This window comes from Blastomonas sp. SL216 (assembly GCA_026625625.1).
Taxonomy (GTDB): domain Bacteria; phylum Pseudomonadota; class Alphaproteobacteria; order Sphingomonadales; family Sphingomonadaceae; genus Blastomonas.
The window spans coordinates 2,944,133-2,961,767 of sequence record CP113055.1 but is presented as its reverse complement, the minus strand read 5'-3'; the positions used below and the strand labels follow the sequence as shown (position 1 = coordinate 2,961,767).

General features: G+C 65.5%; 18 protein-coding genes and 1 tRNA gene. 11 read left to right on the top strand and 8 right to left on the bottom strand.

Annotation, left to right across the window (positions count from 1 at the left end; translation table 11 throughout):
* Positions 1–42: 42 nt before the first annotated feature.
* Positions 43–816, bottom strand: a complete 774-nt coding sequence (locus tag OU999_13955; GenBank protein WAC22840.1) for a rhodanese-related sulfurtransferase — start codon at positions 814–816, stop codon at positions 43–45.
* 80 nt (positions 817–896) lie between these two features.
* Between OU999_13955 and pdeM the strand changes: the two genes are divergently transcribed.
* Both pdeM and OU999_13945 read left to right on the top strand, forming a co-directional pair.
* Positions 897–1,577, top strand: a complete 681-nt coding sequence (pdeM, locus tag OU999_13950; GenBank protein ID WAC22839.1) for a ligase-associated DNA damage response endonuclease PdeM — start codon at positions 897–899, stop codon at positions 1,575–1,577.
* A 152-nt stretch (positions 1,578–1,729) separates the two neighbouring features.
* Complete coding sequence (locus OU999_13945) at positions 1,730–4,504, top strand: TonB-dependent receptor (protein WAC22838.1); 2,775 nt, start codon at positions 1,730–1,732, stop codon at positions 4,502–4,504.
* Between the two features lie 63 nt (positions 4,505–4,567).
* On the opposite strand, the gene OU999_13940 is transcribed toward OU999_13945, so the two are convergent.
* From OU999_13940 to OU999_13930, 3 genes are all read right to left on the bottom strand, one after another.
* Positions 4,568–5,785: an MFS transporter gene (locus tag OU999_13940; GenBank protein ID WAC22837.1), complete on the bottom strand. Its 1,218-nt coding sequence runs from the start codon at positions 5,783–5,785 to the stop codon at positions 4,568–4,570.
* A gap of 131 nt (positions 5,786–5,916) precedes the next feature.
* Positions 5,917–6,720, bottom strand: a complete 804-nt coding sequence (locus tag OU999_13935; GenBank protein WAC22836.1) for an RlmE family RNA methyltransferase — start codon at positions 6,718–6,720, stop codon at positions 5,917–5,919.
* The gene (locus OU999_13930) at positions 6,717–7,772 is read right to left on the bottom strand and encodes a Ppx/GppA phosphatase family protein (GenBank protein WAC25432.1); all 1,056 of its coding nucleotides are present in this window, start codon (positions 7,770–7,772) and stop codon (positions 6,717–6,719) included. Before OU999_13930 ends, OU999_13935 begins: the two co-directional genes overlap by 4 nt.
* Before the next feature lie 370 nt (positions 7,773–8,142).
* On the opposite strand from OU999_13930, the gene OU999_13925 reads away from it, so the two are divergent.
* Positions 8,143–8,216, top strand: a tRNA-Gln gene (locus OU999_13925).
* Here OU999_13925 and OU999_13920 read toward each other — a convergent pair.
* A complete protein-coding gene (locus tag OU999_13920; GenBank protein ID WAC22835.1) occupies positions 8,184–8,321 on the bottom strand; it encodes a hypothetical protein in 138 nt (45 codons plus the stop codon). The genes OU999_13925 and OU999_13920 overlap by 33 nt on opposite strands.
* 38 nt (positions 8,322–8,359) lie before the next feature.
* Between OU999_13920 and OU999_13915 the strand changes: the two genes are divergently transcribed.
* Both OU999_13915 and OU999_13910 read left to right on the top strand, forming a co-directional pair.
* Entirely contained in the window at positions 8,360–9,496 is a 1,137-nt protein-coding gene (locus OU999_13915) for a hypothetical protein (protein ID WAC22834.1), read from the top strand.
* Positions 9,493–9,999: a DNA-deoxyinosine glycosylase gene (locus OU999_13910; GenBank protein ID WAC22833.1), complete on the top strand. Its 507-nt coding sequence runs from the start codon at positions 9,493–9,495 to the stop codon at positions 9,997–9,999. The genes OU999_13915 and OU999_13910 overlap by 4 nt, the downstream gene beginning before the upstream one ends.
* Positions 10,000–10,179: 180 nt before the next feature.
* On the opposite strand, the gene OU999_13905 is transcribed toward OU999_13910, so the two are convergent.
* Both OU999_13905 and OU999_13900 read right to left on the bottom strand, forming a co-directional pair.
* Positions 10,180–11,178 carry a PAS domain-containing protein gene (locus tag OU999_13905; GenBank protein WAC22832.1) on the bottom strand — a complete coding sequence of 333 codons (999 nt, stop codon included), beginning with the start codon at positions 11,176–11,178 and terminating at the stop codon, positions 10,180–10,182.
* Entirely contained in the window at positions 11,168–11,926 is a 759-nt protein-coding gene (locus OU999_13900; protein WAC22831.1) for a Crp/Fnr family transcriptional regulator, read from the bottom strand. Before OU999_13900 ends, OU999_13905 begins: the two co-directional genes overlap by 11 nt.
* Before the next feature lie 120 nt (positions 11,927–12,046).
* Between OU999_13900 and OU999_13895 the strand changes: the two genes are divergently transcribed.
* The 6 genes from OU999_13895 to OU999_13870 all read left to right on the top strand — a co-directional run bounded on the left by OU999_13895 (position 12,047) and on the right by OU999_13870 (position 15,520).
* Positions 12,047–12,448 (top strand): response regulator, encoded by a 402-nt coding sequence (locus OU999_13895; GenBank protein ID WAC22830.1) that lies wholly within the window; start codon positions 12,047–12,049, stop codon positions 12,446–12,448.
* A 199-nt stretch (positions 12,449–12,647) separates the two neighbouring features.
* Entirely contained in the window at positions 12,648–13,226 is a 579-nt protein-coding gene (locus tag OU999_13890) for a hemerythrin domain-containing protein (GenBank protein ID WAC22829.1), read from the top strand.
* A 35-nt stretch (positions 13,227–13,261) separates the two neighbouring features.
* Positions 13,262–13,768: a hemerythrin domain-containing protein gene (locus OU999_13885; GenBank protein WAC22828.1), complete on the top strand. Its 507-nt coding sequence runs from the start codon at positions 13,262–13,264 to the stop codon at positions 13,766–13,768.
* A 300-nt stretch (positions 13,769–14,068) separates the two neighbouring features.
* On the top strand, positions 14,069–14,257 hold the full coding sequence (locus OU999_13880) for a hypothetical protein (GenBank protein ID WAC22827.1): 189 nt from the start codon (positions 14,069–14,071) through the stop codon (positions 14,255–14,257).
* 250 nt (positions 14,258–14,507) lie between these two features.
* Entirely contained in the window at positions 14,508–15,140 is a 633-nt protein-coding gene (locus OU999_13875) for a Crp/Fnr family transcriptional regulator (protein ID WAC22826.1), read from the top strand.
* A gap of 77 nt (positions 15,141–15,217) precedes the next feature.
* On the top strand, positions 15,218–15,520 hold the full coding sequence (locus OU999_13870) for a SemiSWEET family transporter (GenBank protein ID WAC22825.1): 303 nt from the start codon (positions 15,218–15,220) through the stop codon (positions 15,518–15,520).
* A gap of 33 nt (positions 15,521–15,553) precedes the next feature.
* On the opposite strand, the gene OU999_13865 is transcribed toward OU999_13870, so the two are convergent.
* Entirely contained in the window at positions 15,554–17,380 is a 1,827-nt protein-coding gene (locus OU999_13865; protein WAC22824.1) for a cyclic nucleotide-binding and patatin-like phospholipase domain-containing protein, read from the bottom strand.
* Positions 17,381–17,635 lie beyond the last annotated feature (255 nt).

Sequence of the window (17,635 nt, the reverse complement as noted above, 5' to 3'; positions counted from 1 at the left end):
ACCCCCGCCGGCGCGGGGGTGACGGTAGGGAGCGTGGGGAGCTTAATCCCCGCCCTTCGCCACCGCGCGCTCGACATCGAGCAGTTCCAGCCCCTGGCCCAGCGCCACGCGCTCGTCGAAGACGAAGCATCCGCCATCGAACAGTGACTGGTCGGCCGGCACCTCTTCGAGATATTTGAGGATGCCGCCCTTCAAGTGGTAGACCTCTTCAAAGCCTTGGGCGCGAACATAGGCGGTGGCCTTTTCGCAGCGGATGCCGCCGGTGCAGAACATCGCGATCTTCTTGCCCGACTGGCGCAGCGTATCGGCCTGTTCGTCGAACCAGGCGGGAAACTGGGTAAAGCGCTCGGTGCCCGGATCAACCGATCCGGCAAACGTCCCTTGCGCGCATTCGAAACTGTTGCGCGTATCGATCACCACCGTGTCGGGATCGCTGATCAGCGCGTTCCAGTCGGCCGGATCGACATAGGCGCCCTGGCCGTGCACCGGATCGATATCGGGCACCCCCATGGTGACGATCTCGCGCTTGACCTTGACCTTCAGCCGCTTGAACGGGCGGTCCTGCGCGCCCGAATATTTGACCTCGATCGCCGCGAAGCCGGGCAGGGCGCGGATCGCGGTGATCAGCGCGGCCACGCCCGCATCTGGCCCTGCGATGGTGCCATTCACCCCCTCGCGCGCGATCAGCAGCGTGCCGCACAGACCTTGTGCCTCGCACAGCGCGTGCAGGCTCTCGCGCACGGCTTCGGGCTCTGCGATCGGCGCGAAATGATAGAGCGCGGCGACGGTCAGCGCATATCGGGTCGGCAAGGTCATGCGCTGCCCCATAATCCTGATGCGATGATCTGCCAAGGACCGGGCTTGCACAGGCGGCGAGACTGCGGCATGGCGGGCGCATGGTTCCCCTTTCGTTCGCCGGGCAGGAATTCGTCATCGTCGACCGCGCCGGTCTGTTCTGGCCGGCGGAGCGGGCGCTGTTCGTTGCCGACCTGCATTTCGAGAAGGCGAGCTGGTATGCGCGCGGCGGGCAGATGCTGCCGCCTTATGACAGCGCGGCAACGCTCGACCGGCTCGAGCGCGCGCTGGCGGCCTGTGATGCGACCAGCCTGTGGTGCCTGGGCGACAATTTCCACGACAGCGAAGGCGCATCGCGGCTCGACCCGGCGCTGGCGATGCGGCTGGAAGCCCTGTCGCGCCGCATCGCGCTGCACTGGATCACCGGCAACCATGACAGCGCACTCGACTGCGGCTTTGGCGGGCGCGTGATCGAGGAAGGCGCGCTCGGCGGTCTTGCGCTCAGGCACAAGGCCGAATCGCGGATGAGCGTGCCTGAGCTTTCGGGCCATTTTCACCCGCGCATCCGCGTGCGATTGCGCGGGCGCACCGTCTCTCGCCCCTGTTTCGTGGCGTGCAGCGACCGGTTGATCCTGCCTGCCTTCGGGGCACTTACCGGCGGGCTGGATGCGGACGACCCCGCCATCCTTTCGGTCATGGGGACAGGGCCGTGCGCCATTGTCGCTACGGAAAGCAAGGCCTTGCACTTCAACCTGCAAAAAACCGCAGATTTGCGCGGCTAAGGTCACTTGCATAACTGGTGTTGCGTTTCTGCGACAACCGCCTGCATTTTTGCGGAGACCCCGCGCAACCGCTGGAATCCCGCCGATTTTGGTCTAACGTTCACGTCAAGGCGGCAGATGACCGCCAGAGAGACCACAATCAGGAGAGAGATATGCCCATGCGTTTCGGCAAAGCCAGCCGTGTGTCCCTCATGCTTTCAGCCGGCCTTGTCGCCATGGCCAGCCCGGCCCTGGCGCAGGACACGGATCAGGAAGGCATCAACGACAGCAACACCATCGTCGTCGTGGCCCAGGGCCGCGAACAGCTGCTGTCCGACGTTCCGGTCGCGGTCTCGGCGGTGAACGCAGAGACGCTGGAAAACACGGGCGCCAATGACATCCGCCAGCTCAACCAGGTGGTCCCCTCGCTGCTCGTGTCCTCGACCGGCAACGAGGCCAACGGATCGGCGCGTATCCGCGGTATCGGTACGGTGGGCGACAATCCGGGCCTCGAAAGCTCGGTCGCGGTGTTCATCGACGGCGTCTACCGCTCGCGCTCGGGCATCGGCCTCAACGAACTGGGCGAGATTGACCGGGTGGAAGTGCTGCGCGGTCCGCAGGGCACGCTGTTCGGCCGCAACGCCTCGGCCGGTATCCTGTCGGTCTATTCCAAAAAGCCCGAATTCGAATTCGGCGGCTTTGGCGAAGCGACCTATGGCAATTTCGACAATATCCGCTTCGCAGGCGGTCTTACCGGTCCGATCAGCGAGACGCTGGCAGCCCGTTTCGATGGCGTCTACGAAAAGCGCGACGGCTTTCTGCGCGATGTGAACAACAATATCGATCTGAACAATCGCGACCGCTATTTCGTCAAGGGTCAGCTGCTGTGGGAGCCGGTGGACACGGTCTCGTTCCGCTTCATCGCCGACTATACCAACCGCGATGAACGCTGCTGCGGCGCGGTCTATCTGGGCCGCGATTTCAACCCGCTGATCGGTGACCTGAACAATCCGTCGACGCCGCTGGCGCCGCTCCAGACATCCGGCAACAACATCATCAACGTGCTGCGCGATCTCGGCCAGCCGATCACCTCGTTCAACGATCCGTTCAGCCGCCAGGCGTTCGTTACCCGCGGCCGCACCTATAATGGCAAGACCAAGGATGGCGGCCTGTCGCTCGAAGTGAACTGGGACATGGGCGGCGCGACGCTGACCTCGATCACCGGCTATCGCTATTACAAGAACAGCCAGGCATCGGACACCGACTATAGCGCGGTTGATATTCTCTATCGCGCCGACAATACCGACGCCCAGTTCCGCCAGTTCAAGACCTTCACCCAGGAACTGCGCCTGCAGGGCGAAGCGTTTGACGGCAAGCTCGACTGGCTGGTCGGCGGCTATTTCGCCGATGAAGACCTGACGGTGCGCGACAATCTGCGCTTCGGCAATCAATATGGCCGCTTTGCGACCTGCCGCATCATCTCGGGCGGCGGCCTTGCCGGCCTGTATTCGCCGACCTCGCCGGGCTGCGTTGCACCGGGTGTGGGCCCTGCGACGCTGGCAGCAGCATCGGGTGGCGGCCAGACCGGCACCGATATCGCCAATGGCTTCGCGCTGCTCGACACGCTGAACAATCTCGGTTCGATCAGCGACCGCTATTTCCAGAACAGCCGCAACTTCGCGTTCTTCACGCACAATATCTTCCACATCACCGACAATCTCGATCTGACGGTCGGCCTGCGCTACACCAACGAGCGCAAGCGCTTCAACGCGACCTTCAGCAACGACAATACCGTGTGTACGCGTCTGCAGGCATCGCTCACCGATGACCTGATCAGCCCCAACGCCACCGCCCGCGCGCTGGCGGGTGCGCTGGTCGGCCTGGGCTGTCAGGGCAACTCGACCGCCGAACTGAACGGCGTGTCGATCCGCGATCGCCGTAGCGAGAACGAGTTCACCGGAACCGCGGTGCTGTCGTGGAAGCCCACCGACGACCTGCTGCTCTACGGCAGCTATTCGCGCGGCTACAAGGCAGGCGGCTTCAACCTCGACCGTTCGGCGCTCAAGGGCCCGGTCGTCGCTCCGCTGGGCGGCGCTCCGGTCACCACCTTCGCTGCTGTCGGCGGTGCGCAGGCGCTGGTGCGCAACCTGCAGTTCGATCAGGAAATCGTCGATGCCTTCGAACTGGGCGCGAAATATTCCAGTGGTCCGCTGACCATCAACCTCGCGCTGTTCCGCCAGCAGTTCGAGAATTTCCAGCTCAACACCTTCAACGGCACCGTCTTCCTGGTGCAGACGGTCAACGGCTGCTCGACCAACCTCAATGGTGCCGATCGTGACCTCAGCGCTGCAACCGGTGGCTGCGCCGCCGGCGACGTCACCTATGGCGTGGTTGCCCAGGGTGTCGAGCTTGAAGCCTCGATCCGTCCGTCGCGGACCTTCACGGTCAATGGCGGCCTGACCTATGCCGATACCAGCTATCGCAACAACCTGATCGGCAACCGCAACGGCGCGCCGCTCGATCCGGCGCTGCGCAAGCTGCCCGGCGACAACCTGTCGAACGCGCCCGAACTGACGCTGACCGGATCGATGGCCTGGACGCCCGATATCGGCGACAGCGGCCTGTCCGGCCTGTTCTATGTCGATACCCGCGTCACCGATGCGTTCAACACCGGGTCGGACCTGTTCCCGCAAAAGGAACAGCCGAGCTTCGTCGTGGTCAACGCCCGTGTCGGCGTGCGCGGACCCGATCAGGCATGGGCCATCGAGCTGTGGGCACAGAATCTGTTCAACGAGGACTTCACCCAGGTCGCGTTCAACAGCCCGTTCCAGGCCGGTACGACCGCTGCACCGTTCGTCGATCCGCAGTTCCCCGGTGGTCGCCAGATCTTCTCGGCGTTCCTGGGCGAACCGCGCACCTATGGCATCACGCTGCGCGGCCGCTTCTGATCGCAGTCGCCTGAGTTCCAGAAAGCCCCGTCCGCTTGGTGCGGGCGGGGTTTTTTGCTGGCTTCAGGCCGCAGCCTCGTCCCGGGCATGGCGCGCCAGCGTGATCGCCAGCACCGTGACCGCCCCCACCATCAGCCCTGCTGCCAGCACGAACGGCGCGCCGGGGAAGTACAGCCCTTCGCGGTCGGCATAGGCGGCGAACACGCCGGTCATCAGCGGCGGACCGATGATCGCGGTCATGCTGATCGTGCTGGCAATCGCCCCCTGCAATTCGCCCTGGGCATCCTCGCCGACGCGCGGGCTCATCAGCTGCTGCATCGCGGGGAAGCACAAGCCCGGCACGCAGCCGATGACCATGCCCAGGATCACCACGCCCGTGCTGGGCGCGAAGGCCAGCGTCAGGAAGGAGGGCACGGCAAAGGCGAGGCTGATCGTCGCGGTCCGCACCGGCCCTGCCCATGCGATCATCCTGCCCGAAAGCACGCCCTGGGTGAGCACCATCAATGTCCCGAACAGGGCAATGGTCGCACCGGTGACAGCCGGGGTCCAACCGAACCTGGCGGTGCCGTAATAGGCCCAGACCGAAAGCTGCGCCTGGCTGGCCAGCTGCATCAGGAAGATCGCACCCAGGCAGCCGATGACCAGCGGGATGCGCGCCATGCGGACGATGGTGCCGAGCGGGTTGGAGCGGAACGGATCGAAGCGCCGCCGACGCGCCGGATCGAGCGTCTCCTCGAAACGCAGCCAGCCGAAAACCGCGCCCAGCGCGCACAGCACGGCCGCTGCGACAAACGGAAGGCGATCGCCGTACTGGCCGATCAGCCCGCCAATGGCCGGGCCCAGCACAAAGCCCGCCGCGCCCGCACCGCCCAGCATGCCGAACGCCGCGCCACGCCGTTCGGCAGGGATGCTGTCGGCAATGCAGCTGTTGGCGGCGGCATAGCTGGCACCCATCACGCCCGATATCAGCCGCCCGGCAAACAGCCATGCGAGGCTCGGGGCCATGGCCATTAGCGCATAATCGATGCCCAGCAGCGCCAGCGTGGCCAGCAGCACGGGCCGCCTGCCGAACCGGTCGCTCAGCCCGCCGATGACCGGCGCGAACAGGAACTGCATCAACGCATAGGTGAACAGCAGCCAGCCGCCCCAGGTCGCAGCGTGATCGATCCCCTGACCGGTCAGCGACTGGATCAGCGACGGCATCACCGGCACGATCAGGCCGATGCCCGCCATGTCGATGAACACGATCGAGGCGAGCACCAGAAGATTGCGATTGATCATGCCGCCCCCGCGCGTCTGGGCGGATAATTCAGCGCCCCGGTGGCGCAGCAATCACGATTGCGGGCCGATCACAAGCCCGGCCTTCGACAAACAACCTCCATTGCGAGGCTATCGCGCCCCGGCAAAGGCCGTTACGCGTCGTCCCTGTCCACGGATTCAGCCCTGGGCTTGCGGCCTTGCGCCACGACATACCATTCGTTGCTGCCCTTGCGGCTGGCCGGCGGCTTGGCGTGCTTGACCGTCTTGAAATGCTGCTTGAGCAGGGTGAGCAGATCGTTGTCCGTCCCCCCGGCAAGCACCTTGGCGACGAATGTGCCGCCTTCGACCAGATGATCGACCGCGAAATGCGCCGCCGCCTCGACCAGGCCCATGGTGCGCAGATGATCGGTCTGCTTGTGGCCGACCGTATTGGCGGCCATGTCCGACAGCACCAGATCGGGGCGCGCGCCCAGCGCGTCGATCAGCTTGTCGGGCGCGTCATCGGCCATGAAATCCATCTGGAAGATCGTCACGCCTTCGATCGGGTCGACCGGCAGCAGATCGATGCCGACCACCGCCGCCTTGGGGTTGACCCGGCGCACCAGCTGCGACCAGCCGCCCGGCGCAATGCCCAGATCGATGACGTACCGCGCCTTGCGCACCAGCGCGAACTTCTCGTCCAGCTCGGTCAGCTTGTACACCGCGCGGCTGCGATAGCCTTCCGCCTTGGCGCGGCGGACGTAGGGGTCGTTGAGCTGGCGTTCAAGCCAGCGGTTGGACGATGCCGTGCGCCCGCGCGCGGTCTTCACCCGCTGCTTCAGGCCGTCGCCATATTTGCCGGTCGCCTTGCGCCGGCTGTCCCCGGGGATCTTGCCACCGCCGCCGCCGCCGCTACCCTTGCCCGAGCCGTTACCAGAGCCGCTGCCCGAGTTGCCGTCCTTGCCGTCGCTGCTCATGCGCGATGCTCCTGCGCAGACCGCGCCGGGCCGGGTGCGGGGTGCGGGGTGTCGCGGCCCATCAGCGCGCGCAAAATGCCTTCGCGGATGCCGCGATCGGCAACGCCCAGCCGCAATGCGGGCCAGATGTCGAGAATCGATTCGAGGATCGCACAGCCTGCCACCACCAGATCGGCGCGCTCCTTGCCGATGCACGGCAGTTCGCGCCGCTGCTGCAGGCTCATCCCCGCCAGCCGGGTGCTGATCGCGCGCATCGATTCGGACGGCACGATCAGCCCGTCGATCGCGTCGCGGTTGTAACAGGGCAGGTCGAGATGCAGGCTGGCCAAAGTCGTCACCGTGCCGCTGGTGCCCAGCAGCCGCCGGTCGGCATCGGGCAGGTGCGGCAGGCGGCTGGCAAAGGGCGCAAAACCCTGCATCACCCGGTCGCGCATTCGTGCATAGGCGGCGGCGCGTTCCTGTGGGTCATCGGCATCGAATCGCTCGCTTTCGGTCAGCGTCACCACGCCCCAGGGCACGCTCATCCAGTCCAGAATGTCGGGCACGGGGCCGGAACTGTCGACCAGCACAAGTTCGGTCGATCCCCCGCCGATATCGAAGATCAGCGCCGGGCCATCGCCGGGCTCGAGCAGGATATGGCAGCCCAGCACGGCCAGCCGCGCCTCTTCTTCTGCCGTGATGATGTCGAGCACGATGCCGGTTTCGCGGCGCACGCGATCAATGAATGCCGGGCCGTTGCTCGCTTTGCGGCAGGCCTCGGTCGCGACCGATCGTGCCAGCGCGACATGGCGGCGGCGCAGCTTGTCGGCGCAGATCGAGAGCGCGGCAACCGCGCGGTCCATCGCCGCATCGCTCAGCCGTCCGCTCTGGCCCAGCCCTTCGCCGAGCCGCACGACGCGCGAAAAGGCATCGACGACGACAAAGCCGTCCGCTGCGGGCTTGGCGATCAGCAGCCGGCAATTGTTGGTGCCGAGGTCGATGGCGGCATAGGCGCGCCGGGCGTTCCAGCCGCCCCGATCACCGGGGGGTTTGCCGGCGATCTTCTCTGCGATTCGCGGTTGTCCGCCAGTGGAGGGATTCGCATTGCGCTTGCCGGGTTGAGCCACGGCCTGCTGCCTGCCTCGCTGTCTTGCCGCATTCCGGCCATTCCTGGCGGGTTTTGCCAGATCCTTGGCAACCTTGGCCCCTTCGGAAGGGACGGGTGCCGAAGGGTCGGCCTGCGGCATGGATGTGGGTCGATCCACCATGCCAAATCGCTCTTTTTCTCATCCGGGCATGCCCGCATGGCCAAAATGTCCACGCTTCGCCGGTACTTGAGGCCAAGGCTAGCCAATATGCGGTGAATGCGCAAGCATCGCACCGATTCGCCGCGATTTGGGTCTTGACCGACTCTGCCGACGCGCCTAATTGCGACCGCTCCATTGCCCCTTCGTCTAATGGTAAGACCACGGACTCTGACTCCGTTAATCAAGGTTCGAATCCTTGGGGGGCATCCACTTCCCGTCATCGTTGATCCGGACCCGGCCCGCACCGCTCGCCAGCCCCTGGCCATCGGCCATGCCATCTGTCGAAAAACCCTGGCACGCAGCGATTCCTGCCATCACCGTCGGCCTGCACCCTTGGCAGTGGAGGATCGACCATGACCCGTTTTCCCGATGACCTTGCCTTGTCCTGCGGACCCGTCTGGTCGCGCCGATCTGCGTTGGGGCTGGCCGCATCGCTCGCGCTGCCCGCGCGGCTCTGGGCCGCCCCGGCGGCGGTCCCCTCAGCGCCGGGATGGGCGATGCTTCCCACCGAACCCTTCAAGGGCAAGCAGGACGATCTGTCGGCGCTGCCCGGCGGCCAGATGGCCTGGTACGGCAATGGCACCGGCAAGCTCTATGGCACGCGCGACGGCGGGGAGAGCTGGGAAAAGCTGTGGGATCAGCCGGGCACCTTCATTCGCGCATTGGGCTTTGTCGATTCGGACAATGGCTTTCTGGGCAATGTCGGTACCGGCTATTATCCCGGCGTCACCGACCAGAACCCGCTCTATCGCACGCGCGACGGGGGTAGGAGCTGGACGCCGGTGCCGGTCAGCGGGTTTCCGGCCAATGGCGGCATCTGCGCCATCCATATCCTGCCGCAGCGGCGCATATTCCAGGGCGAAACCCGCAATATTCCGGTCATCCATGCTGCAGGTCGGGTCGGTGGCCCCGCCTTTGTGCTGCGGTCCGATGATGGCGGCGAAAGCTGGCAGACGATCGATCTGAGCGCGCAGGCAGGCATGATCCTCGACGTGCATTTCCACGATTCGCGAAGCGGCCTCGTCTGTGCGAGCACATCGGCCGATGTCGAGCAGGGCCAGGCGCTGATCCTGCGCACCAGCGATGGCGGCAAGAGCTGGCAACAGGCCTATCGCGGGGCCCGCAGGTTCGAGAATATCTGGAAGATGAGCTTCCCCACGCCGCTGGTCGGCTATGCCACGGTGCAATCCTATGACGACAGCAACCCGGTGCGGCTGGTGATCAAGACGACCGATGGCGGCGCGAGCTGGCAGGAGATCGAGCTGACGCGCGATCCCAATACCCGCACCTTCGGCATCGGTTTTGCCGATGCGCAGCATGGCTGGGTGGGGACGCGTGCGTGCGGTTTCGAAACGCGCGATGGCGGGGCGAGCTGGTCAAGGGTCGATGCGATGGGGCCTGCCGTCAACAAGATCCGCGTCGTCGCGTCAGGCCGGGGCAAGCGAGTCTTCGCGATCGGTCAGCAGGTCAGCCGGCTCGATCTGGCGTGACCGGAACCGCGCGGCTTGCGGGCCTGCCGCCGATCATCCCGGACCGGTGCACGCTGCTGGTGCTGGGCAGCCTGCCCGGCCGCGCATCGCTGGCGGCGGCGCAATATTACGGGCATCCGCGCAACCAATTCTGGCGGCTGATGGAGGTGGTGACCGGCGAATCGCTGGTCGGGCAAGACTATCCGCTGCGGCTGGCGCGGCTCGGCGCGCGGGGAATCGGGCTCTGGGACGTCATCGCCTCGGCGCGGCGGGGCTCGAGCCTGGATGGCGACATCCGCGAGGCTGCGCCCAATCCGCTTGCACCGCTGGTGGCACGCCTGCCCGATCTGCGCGCGGTGGCTTGCAACGGGGCGCTATCAGCCAGGGGCGCGGCGCGGGCGCTGCAAGGCCACGATCTGCCGATCATCGCATTGCCCTCTAGCAGCCCGGCGCACACGCTCGATCTTGCCGCCAAGGCCGATGCGTGGCGCGCGCTGGCGGATCATGTGCTGCCACCTGGCTAAAGGGCCGCAAGCCCATGGGCTGCATGGTCTCGCCCGTGGTGCCGGCCAAGTGACACGGTGCCGCTCAAGGCGCGTCGGGGGGAGGTGAAGGCACCGTGTCGGCAGCCGGGCTAGCACCGCGCACCTGGCGCGATCATCACATGGGTTGGTAAGCGTGCATGAATGCGCATATTCTGCCGGTCAGCTGTCACGGTCCTGCGCGCGCGACAGCGGCATGCGCACATCGAAGACAAGCCCGCCGGGCAGCGTCTCCATCCGGGTCTCCGCATCGGTTTCATAGCGCAGCGCCCGCTCCAGGAAATCGCGAGCCAGGGCACCCAGCGCCGCTTCCGGGTCCGCCAGATTGCGGCCTTCCTCCCGCCAGTTGAGAGTCAGCATCGGCTTCGCTGCGCTCTGATCGATGCCCCAGCGGATGGCGAGCCGCGGCGGCGGACTGTCCTTGCCGCCAAAGGTCACCGCATGGCTCGCCAGTTCATAAATGGCCAGGCCCAGCATGTTGGCGGCCTTGACCCCCAGCATGATGTCGGGTCCTTCGGCGCTGACCTGCGTTTCATCGCGCAAGTGATGGCTCAGCAGTTCGTCATGCACCAGATCGGCAAGATTGACCTGGCCCGTGGCTGAGCGGGTGGAGAGCGACTGGGTGCGGGCAAAGGTGTTGAGCCGCCCGTCGAATTTCAGCACGAATTCCTCGATCGTGTCGCAATGATCTGCGGTCCGCCGCGACAGCGCACGCACCACGCCCAGCGTGTTGCGCACGCGGTGCTGCAACTCCCCCAGCAGCGACCGCTCCTGGTCGCGCAGTCGTTTCAGGTCGTCGATATCGGTCGAGGTGCCCAGCCATTCCAGCAGCGTCCCATCATCGTCGAACACTGGTCCGGCGCGAGTGGTGTGCCAGTAGTAGAGCTGATCTTCCGCGCGCCGGATGCGGAAATCGACCTCGAAACTGTGGCGGTCGGACGCGCGAGTCCAGGCGGTCTGCGCCGCGTCCCGGTCGTCGGGATGCACCACGTCCAGCCAGCCATCGCCGATATAATCGGCCTCGCGCTGGCCGGTAAACGCTTCCCATTGCGGACTCGCCCACAGCCATTTGCCCTCGCGCCCCGCCCGCCAGACCAGCAGTGGCAGTGTCGCGATGAAATGGTTGAGGGTCTGGACCGGGCCGGACCAGCTAGACGGCATCAGCATTCTCCTTGTGCGAACCTGTTCCGCCATCGGCATCGCAGATCTTCAGATAACCGGGATCAAACAGCGCCAGCGCCGCCAGGCGCGGCAGATCGTTCACGGTCAGGGCTTTCTGTTCGAGCTGGATCACGCCGTCGCGGCGCAGATCCTGCAGGGTGCGGTTGACATAGACCGGGGTCATGCCCAGCGCTTCGGCCAGCTCGGTCTGGGTGAGGTGAAAGGCGCAAGTCTTGCCCGAGGCGAGCCGGACCGATCTTTGCCGGACGAACAGCTCGCACAGCAGATGCGCCATGCGCTCGCGCGCCGTGCGCTGCCCGAGCGAGGTCGAGCGTTCGCGCTGGGTCGCGGCAGAGACGTGCATGTCGCACCACAACAGCTTTTCCAGATCGGGGTGGCGCGCGCGGGCAACGTCCAGAAAGTCATCGCCAAGCACCGACAGCCGCACCGCTGTCAGCGTCGCTATGCTGTGGTCCATCGAATTGGCGAGATGCCCGTTAATGTCGAAAATGTCGCCGGGCAGCAGCACCGAGAGGATCTGCCGCCTGCCATCCTCGAGCGTCTTGTAGCGGATCGCCCAGCCTTCGAGCAGCAGGTGCAGCGGCCCGGTGCATTCCCCCTGTCGCAGCAGATCGACCCGCGGCGGGACCGGGCGGACATCGTTGCGCGCCAGCTCTGCCAGCCACTGTTCCGAACAGCCTTTCAGCTGGCCGAAGCCGCGCAGCTTGTAGGTGACGTGGGGCGTCAAGGCGAGTGCCCTCCATCGGGTCTGGCAAAAGGGGGTCTTGGCGGAACTTACGCACGTCTCACGGGTATGTTGCATAGCCTGACCTGACGGTTCGTCCGGTCCAAAAATCCAGAGTGATCAATGCATTATCCGTCCGCCCACGATGCCTTACTGCGCGGGTTCCGCGTGATGGTCGTGGAAGACGATTTTCTGATTGCCGACGACTTTTCACGCCGCCTGCTGTCGCTAGGTGCCAAGGTCATCGGGCCGGCAGCCACGATCGACGGCGCGCATGCGCTTTACGAACGCACACTCGATATCGATGCTGCGGTGCTGGACATCAACCTGCGCGGCGCGCTGATCTTCCCCTTTGCCCAGCGGCTCGAGGCGGACGGGGTGCCCTACGTCTTCTGCACCGGCTATGGCGAAGACCCGATCAGCGAGGGCCTGCGCCATGTGCCGCGCTTTGAAAAGCCGCTGTCGCACCCCGATTTTGCCGCCATGGCCGCGCTGATCGCCGGGCTGGGCCGCCGTTCGCGCTAGGCGGGCAGCGCCGCCTTCCATCCGCTCACCTCACCTTGTCGCCCGTGCCGCGCGCGATCGCGTCCCGCACGGCACGCTCGGCGCCATCAGCCGGCGCAGGCGTTAACATAGGCATGTGCGCGCGCGCGGCGGATGGGCGACACGGAGGTTCAGGCCGTCCTTCCCCGAATCGGCGGCATCATCATGAGGAAGCACACATATGGCACATTCGCGAACCCATAACGGCCAGGGTGGCAGCTCCATTCTGGGCAGCTCGGTCAAGGGCCTGCTGATCACCGCAGGCGTTGCCGCCATCGCCAATCTCGGCCGCAAGATGGCGGTCCAGGCCCCCACGGCCATGGCGCACGACTGGTGCGAGGGGCTGATCAAGGAACACAAGGCGACGCTCGCCGTGATCGACAAGCTCGAACAGCTTTCGCCCGAGCAGACGGATCGCCGCGCCATGCTGCTGATGAACCTCACGCACATGATCGCCAAGCACGCGATGCAGGAGGAAAATGTCATCTATCCCGTGCTGCGCCGCGGCGAGAATGGCCAGGTTGCCGATGCGCTGAACAGCGACCATGGCGAGGTCAAGGCGATGCTCTATGAGCTTGGCCATATGGAAAAGGGCGACGCGGCCTTTGGCGAGACGCTGGGCCGCCTGCGCACCGCGCTCGACGACCATATGCGCCAGGAGGAGAACGAGCTGTTCCCCGCGCTGCGCGCACGCCTGAGCGACGAGGAAAACAAGAAGCTCAGCCGCGAGATGAACATGGCCGGGCTGATGCTCGCCTGAGCCGCCGCCCTTTCACGCACACAGGAGAGATGCATATGGCCCAGGCCAAGGTTAGCCGCGATGCGCTGCAGATGCTGGCGGACGATCACCGCACCGTCGAGGCACTGTTCGAGACATACGACAATGCCCGGGGCGAGGCGGCGCAGCGCAAGATCGTCCAGCAGATCTGCGAGGAGCTGATCATCCATGCGATGGTCGAGGAACAGATCTTCTATCCCGCCGTGCGCGAGGCGGTGGAAGACGACATGATGGACGAGGCGCAGGTCGAGCATGACAGCGCCAAGACGCTGATCATCTCGCTGCAGCAGGGATCGCCGTCCGACGCCTATTATGATGCCAAGGTCAGCGTGCTGAAAGAGCAGGTCGAGCATCATGTCTATGAGGAAGAGCGGCAGCGCGGCAGCATGTTCGCGCAGGCGCGCAAGGCCGATATCGATCTGGTCGCGCTCGGTGCGCAGATGGTCGAGCTGAAAAAGCAGCTGCAGAAACAGGCCAAGGCCGAAGGCCTGCCGCGTCCCGAACTGGTCGCGCTCGCGGTCTGAACACATCGAATCCGCCATGACCGGTCCGGTGCGGGTCGGTCATGGCACGGCCTTTGCGGTTGTTCGCCAACGGCAGGCCGCGCGCCAATTATCCGAGCGTCTTGGGTCTGGCTGATGAAGCGAGTCGATGCACTGAGCGCGCACCGGAGCAGTCTGATTCTGGTGAAGCTACCGCAATCTGGCCTGCGGGAGCGCAAATCGGTCCGTTGCTGACCCATGTTATTGGGCAGCGGCGCATACTGGACGAGCCTGGCACCATTGCGCCGGGACACCCCGCCCCGGCCCTTTGGAGAAATAGCAATGACCGATTTTCTAGGCTTTCCGCTGTTGGCGCTGTGGATCATGGGTGCGCCGCTGGCAGGTGCGCTGATCAGCCTGGCCATGCCCGCACCCCGGCTCAACACCATTCCCCGCAAGCTGCGTCGCGAGGAGCCCATCGGCAACGCGGCCCATATGACGACGAACCACCCCAGCGCATCGGTCATCTGAACAAGGGCGGCCCCGGCACAAGGCGTTCCGGGGCCGCCCGCCGATTCGCCCTGGGACTTTGGAAAGACCGGCAGGGCCGCAACGGCACGCGAGTTCATTGCATTTGAATTTCAAACGGTTGCGAGGGCAAGATCCCCGCCCGTTCTTTTCGGTCCGTCGCGAATCCCGCACCAACATAAACCAGTATAAGGACTCGATGCGCCCGGACTGAAAGGTTGTCGCTGGAGGGATAACCAGAAAGTCGCCAACCATGAATCTTTATGCGAGCGTGCCGATCGCGTCACCGGCTCACATCCGACAATGTTCCAGCTCGGTCGAACCGCGCTGCGACTTCATCCAGCAGGGCGATACCGTGGTCCGCCCGCGGCTGGTGCTGGAAGGCTGGGCCGCCGGATACCGCATCACCTTTGATGGCCGTCGCCAGCTGACCAACCTGTATCTGCCCGGCGAGATCATCGGTGTGTGGCGCAGCAGCCAGCCCAGCTTCTATCATGCGGTGATGTCGATCAGCCGTCTGGCGCTGATCGAATTCAGCTCGCTGCCCGAGGTCGAGGTGGTGGAAATGGAATGCGCGCTGATCGAGCGGCAGCTGGAGAACAGCATCTTCCGCCTGGGCTGCCTCAACGCATACGAGCGCATGGCGCATCTTTTCCTCGAACTGGGCGAGCGGCTGGCGATGCGGGGCCAGGGTGATGCGGATGGCTATCACATGCCGCTGACCCAGGAGCTGCTGGCCGATCTGGTCGGCATCTCGTCGGTGCACGTCAACCGCACGCTACAGCAGATGCGGGCCGATGGCGTGATCCGGCTGATCCAGGGTCGCCTCGAGATCCCCGATCGGGCGGAGCTGGCCGATCAGGTAAACTATCAGCCGCTGTTCTAGAATCATGTCTGAACCCGACCGGGCGGGCGCGGGGCATTCAACCGCAACCGGTTGGCGATTGAGCCGTTGGAGATCGCATGACCATAGACTGGATCGCCATTGCCGGCACGATCGGCGCCTGTGCCTCGGTGGCCAGCTTTACCCCGCAGGCGTGGAAGATCATCCACAGCCGTTCGACCAAGGGGCTTTCGCTGGGCATGTTCGCGCTGACCACGCTGGCCTTTGCCGCATGGACCAGCTTCGGGCTGCTCAAGGGCGAATGGGCGCTGATCATCCCCAACGCGATCTGCCTGTGCTTTGCGCTGTTCATCCTGTGGATGATCGCGCTGCCCAGGCACCATACCGAAAAGGTCGCCGAAAAGCTCGACCCGACCGCCTGAGCGGTGGGGAAGGGCCATTCAGGCGCGCCATGATCAGCCTGGCTGGTTGATCAGCGCCTGAAGGTCGGGATGCGACGCAACCTGCTGTTCGACATAGCGCGCCGCCTGGTCGGCCTGCTTGCGGCCAAGATGCCAGTCGAGAATCTGCATGCCCGGCACGATCGGCGGACTCAGCAATATGTCGCCCTCGCGCAGCATAGTTCGCGATGCGATCCGGCTGGCGACCACCATCGAGCGCTGCATGATCTCGACGATCGAGGGAAAGTCGCTGTCCGACTTGCGCCGCAGCAACAGGTCGCGGATCAGCTGCCCGCGCCGCCTGAGCGACTGATAGGCCGCCTTGATCCGCCATACCTGCCCCGCCTCGCCCAGCGTGACGACGATATTGGGCCCGGACTTGAGCGCGCGCATCGTCATCACCGGCACATTGTCCAGCACCCCGCCATCGACCAGGATATTGCCATCACCATCGATGAACGGCGGCAGGATGGTGGGCAGCGATCCCGAGGCGCGCACCGCGTGCCAGAGCGCGCCGCGGCGGTGGACGTGCAGGTCGTTGGTCGACAGGTTGGTCGAAATGGCAAAGAAGTTGATCGGCTGGTCGGCAATATCGGCATTGCCATAGCGCGCCTCGAGCTCGGCATCGAACACCGCCGGGTCGAGCAGCGAATGGATCGGCACGGTAAAGCGCCGCATCGCCTTGGCCCCGATGAACATCGCTTCCATCTGGGCGAGCGTCTGCGGCACCGACAGGCCCTGCGCGATCGCCGCGCCCATGGCCGCGCCGGCGCTGGTGCCGCCGATCAGGTCGATCGGTACGCCTGCCTGCTGCAATCCGCGTACGATGCCCAGATGAGCGCAGCCCAGTGCGCCGCCACCCGCCAGCACCAGCCCGACCGCGCGTCCGGTGAGAAAGCGCGCGACGCGGGCCAGATCGGCCTCACTGTCGAGCGCGACATGATGGTGCAGATGCGGATCGCGCCCCGCCAGCCAGGCGGCGGTCCCGCGGATCGGTTGCTCGGCGGACCCGCGGATCATCAGCAGCGTGCGGTTGGGCGGCTCGATCGCCGCGCAGCCCGCCAGTTCCAGCGGGTTCATCGCCGGACTCGCGCCCGCCTCTGCGATCATCAGCAGGCCATCGGCATTGCGGCAGACCAGCGATCCCCATTCGGGGTCGCCCGAGGCATCGATCAGCAGATAGCCGCGCCGTGCCTCATGCTCGCGCAGCCAGGCCTGATAGGCGCTGGCGGGGCCCGGCGGCACATCGCTTTCGCGCACCAGCATGACCTGCCGGTCATCGGGCACGGTAGCGCGGATCGTGTCGGTCAGCCGCTGGAGCAGCATCGGATCGACCCGGCTCGCGCCGCAGGGAACCACCGCAATCACGCGCGGCAGCCGCGCTTCCATCGGCGGCGTCTTGGCGGTGACGGCGGCAAGCCGCTGCGTCACGGCGGTCAGTATGGCAGGAACCAGCTGCGGATAGGCGGCGACAACGGCATCATAGCTGTCACGGTCGAGCACCATGACCAGGCTGTCGCGGCTGGCCTGCAGCGTCGCCGTCCGGGTTCCTCCGCCGAAAAAGGCAAGTTCGCCGACCGGTTCGCCCGCCTCGATCTGCGCGACCGCCTTGGTGCCGGTCGGCGTTTCGATCAGTACGCGCAGGCGTCCGGTTTCGAGGAAATAGAGCGAATCCGCCGGGTCGCCCTGGCGCACCAACAGGCTGCCTGCGGCCAACTCCAGCCGCTGCGCGCGCTGGCTCAGCGCATCGATGGCGGCCTGGTCGACGCCCGCGAACAGGCCGGACTGCATCCAGTCGCGCAGCGTCCCTTCCGCACCGCCGTCATCCGCCTGCCCCGTCACCAAGCCATCCTCTCTCGCGCCGCTGAACCCTTCAGCCCTGTCGGCTGCACTGGCCAAGCCTAGCCGAGCTGGTTGAAAAACAGAAGCGTGTCGGCAGTCAAGGGCTGGAATGCGACGACTCGAGCAACGCTTTGGCCGGTCATCCCTTGATGCTGTGCTGGCCGGGCCGCCCCCAAACCGCCTCTTGGTCCGGTCAGCAGCCTGATTTCCCCCTCAACGAAAAACGGCAATCCGGCGGACAGCAACAGGAGACCC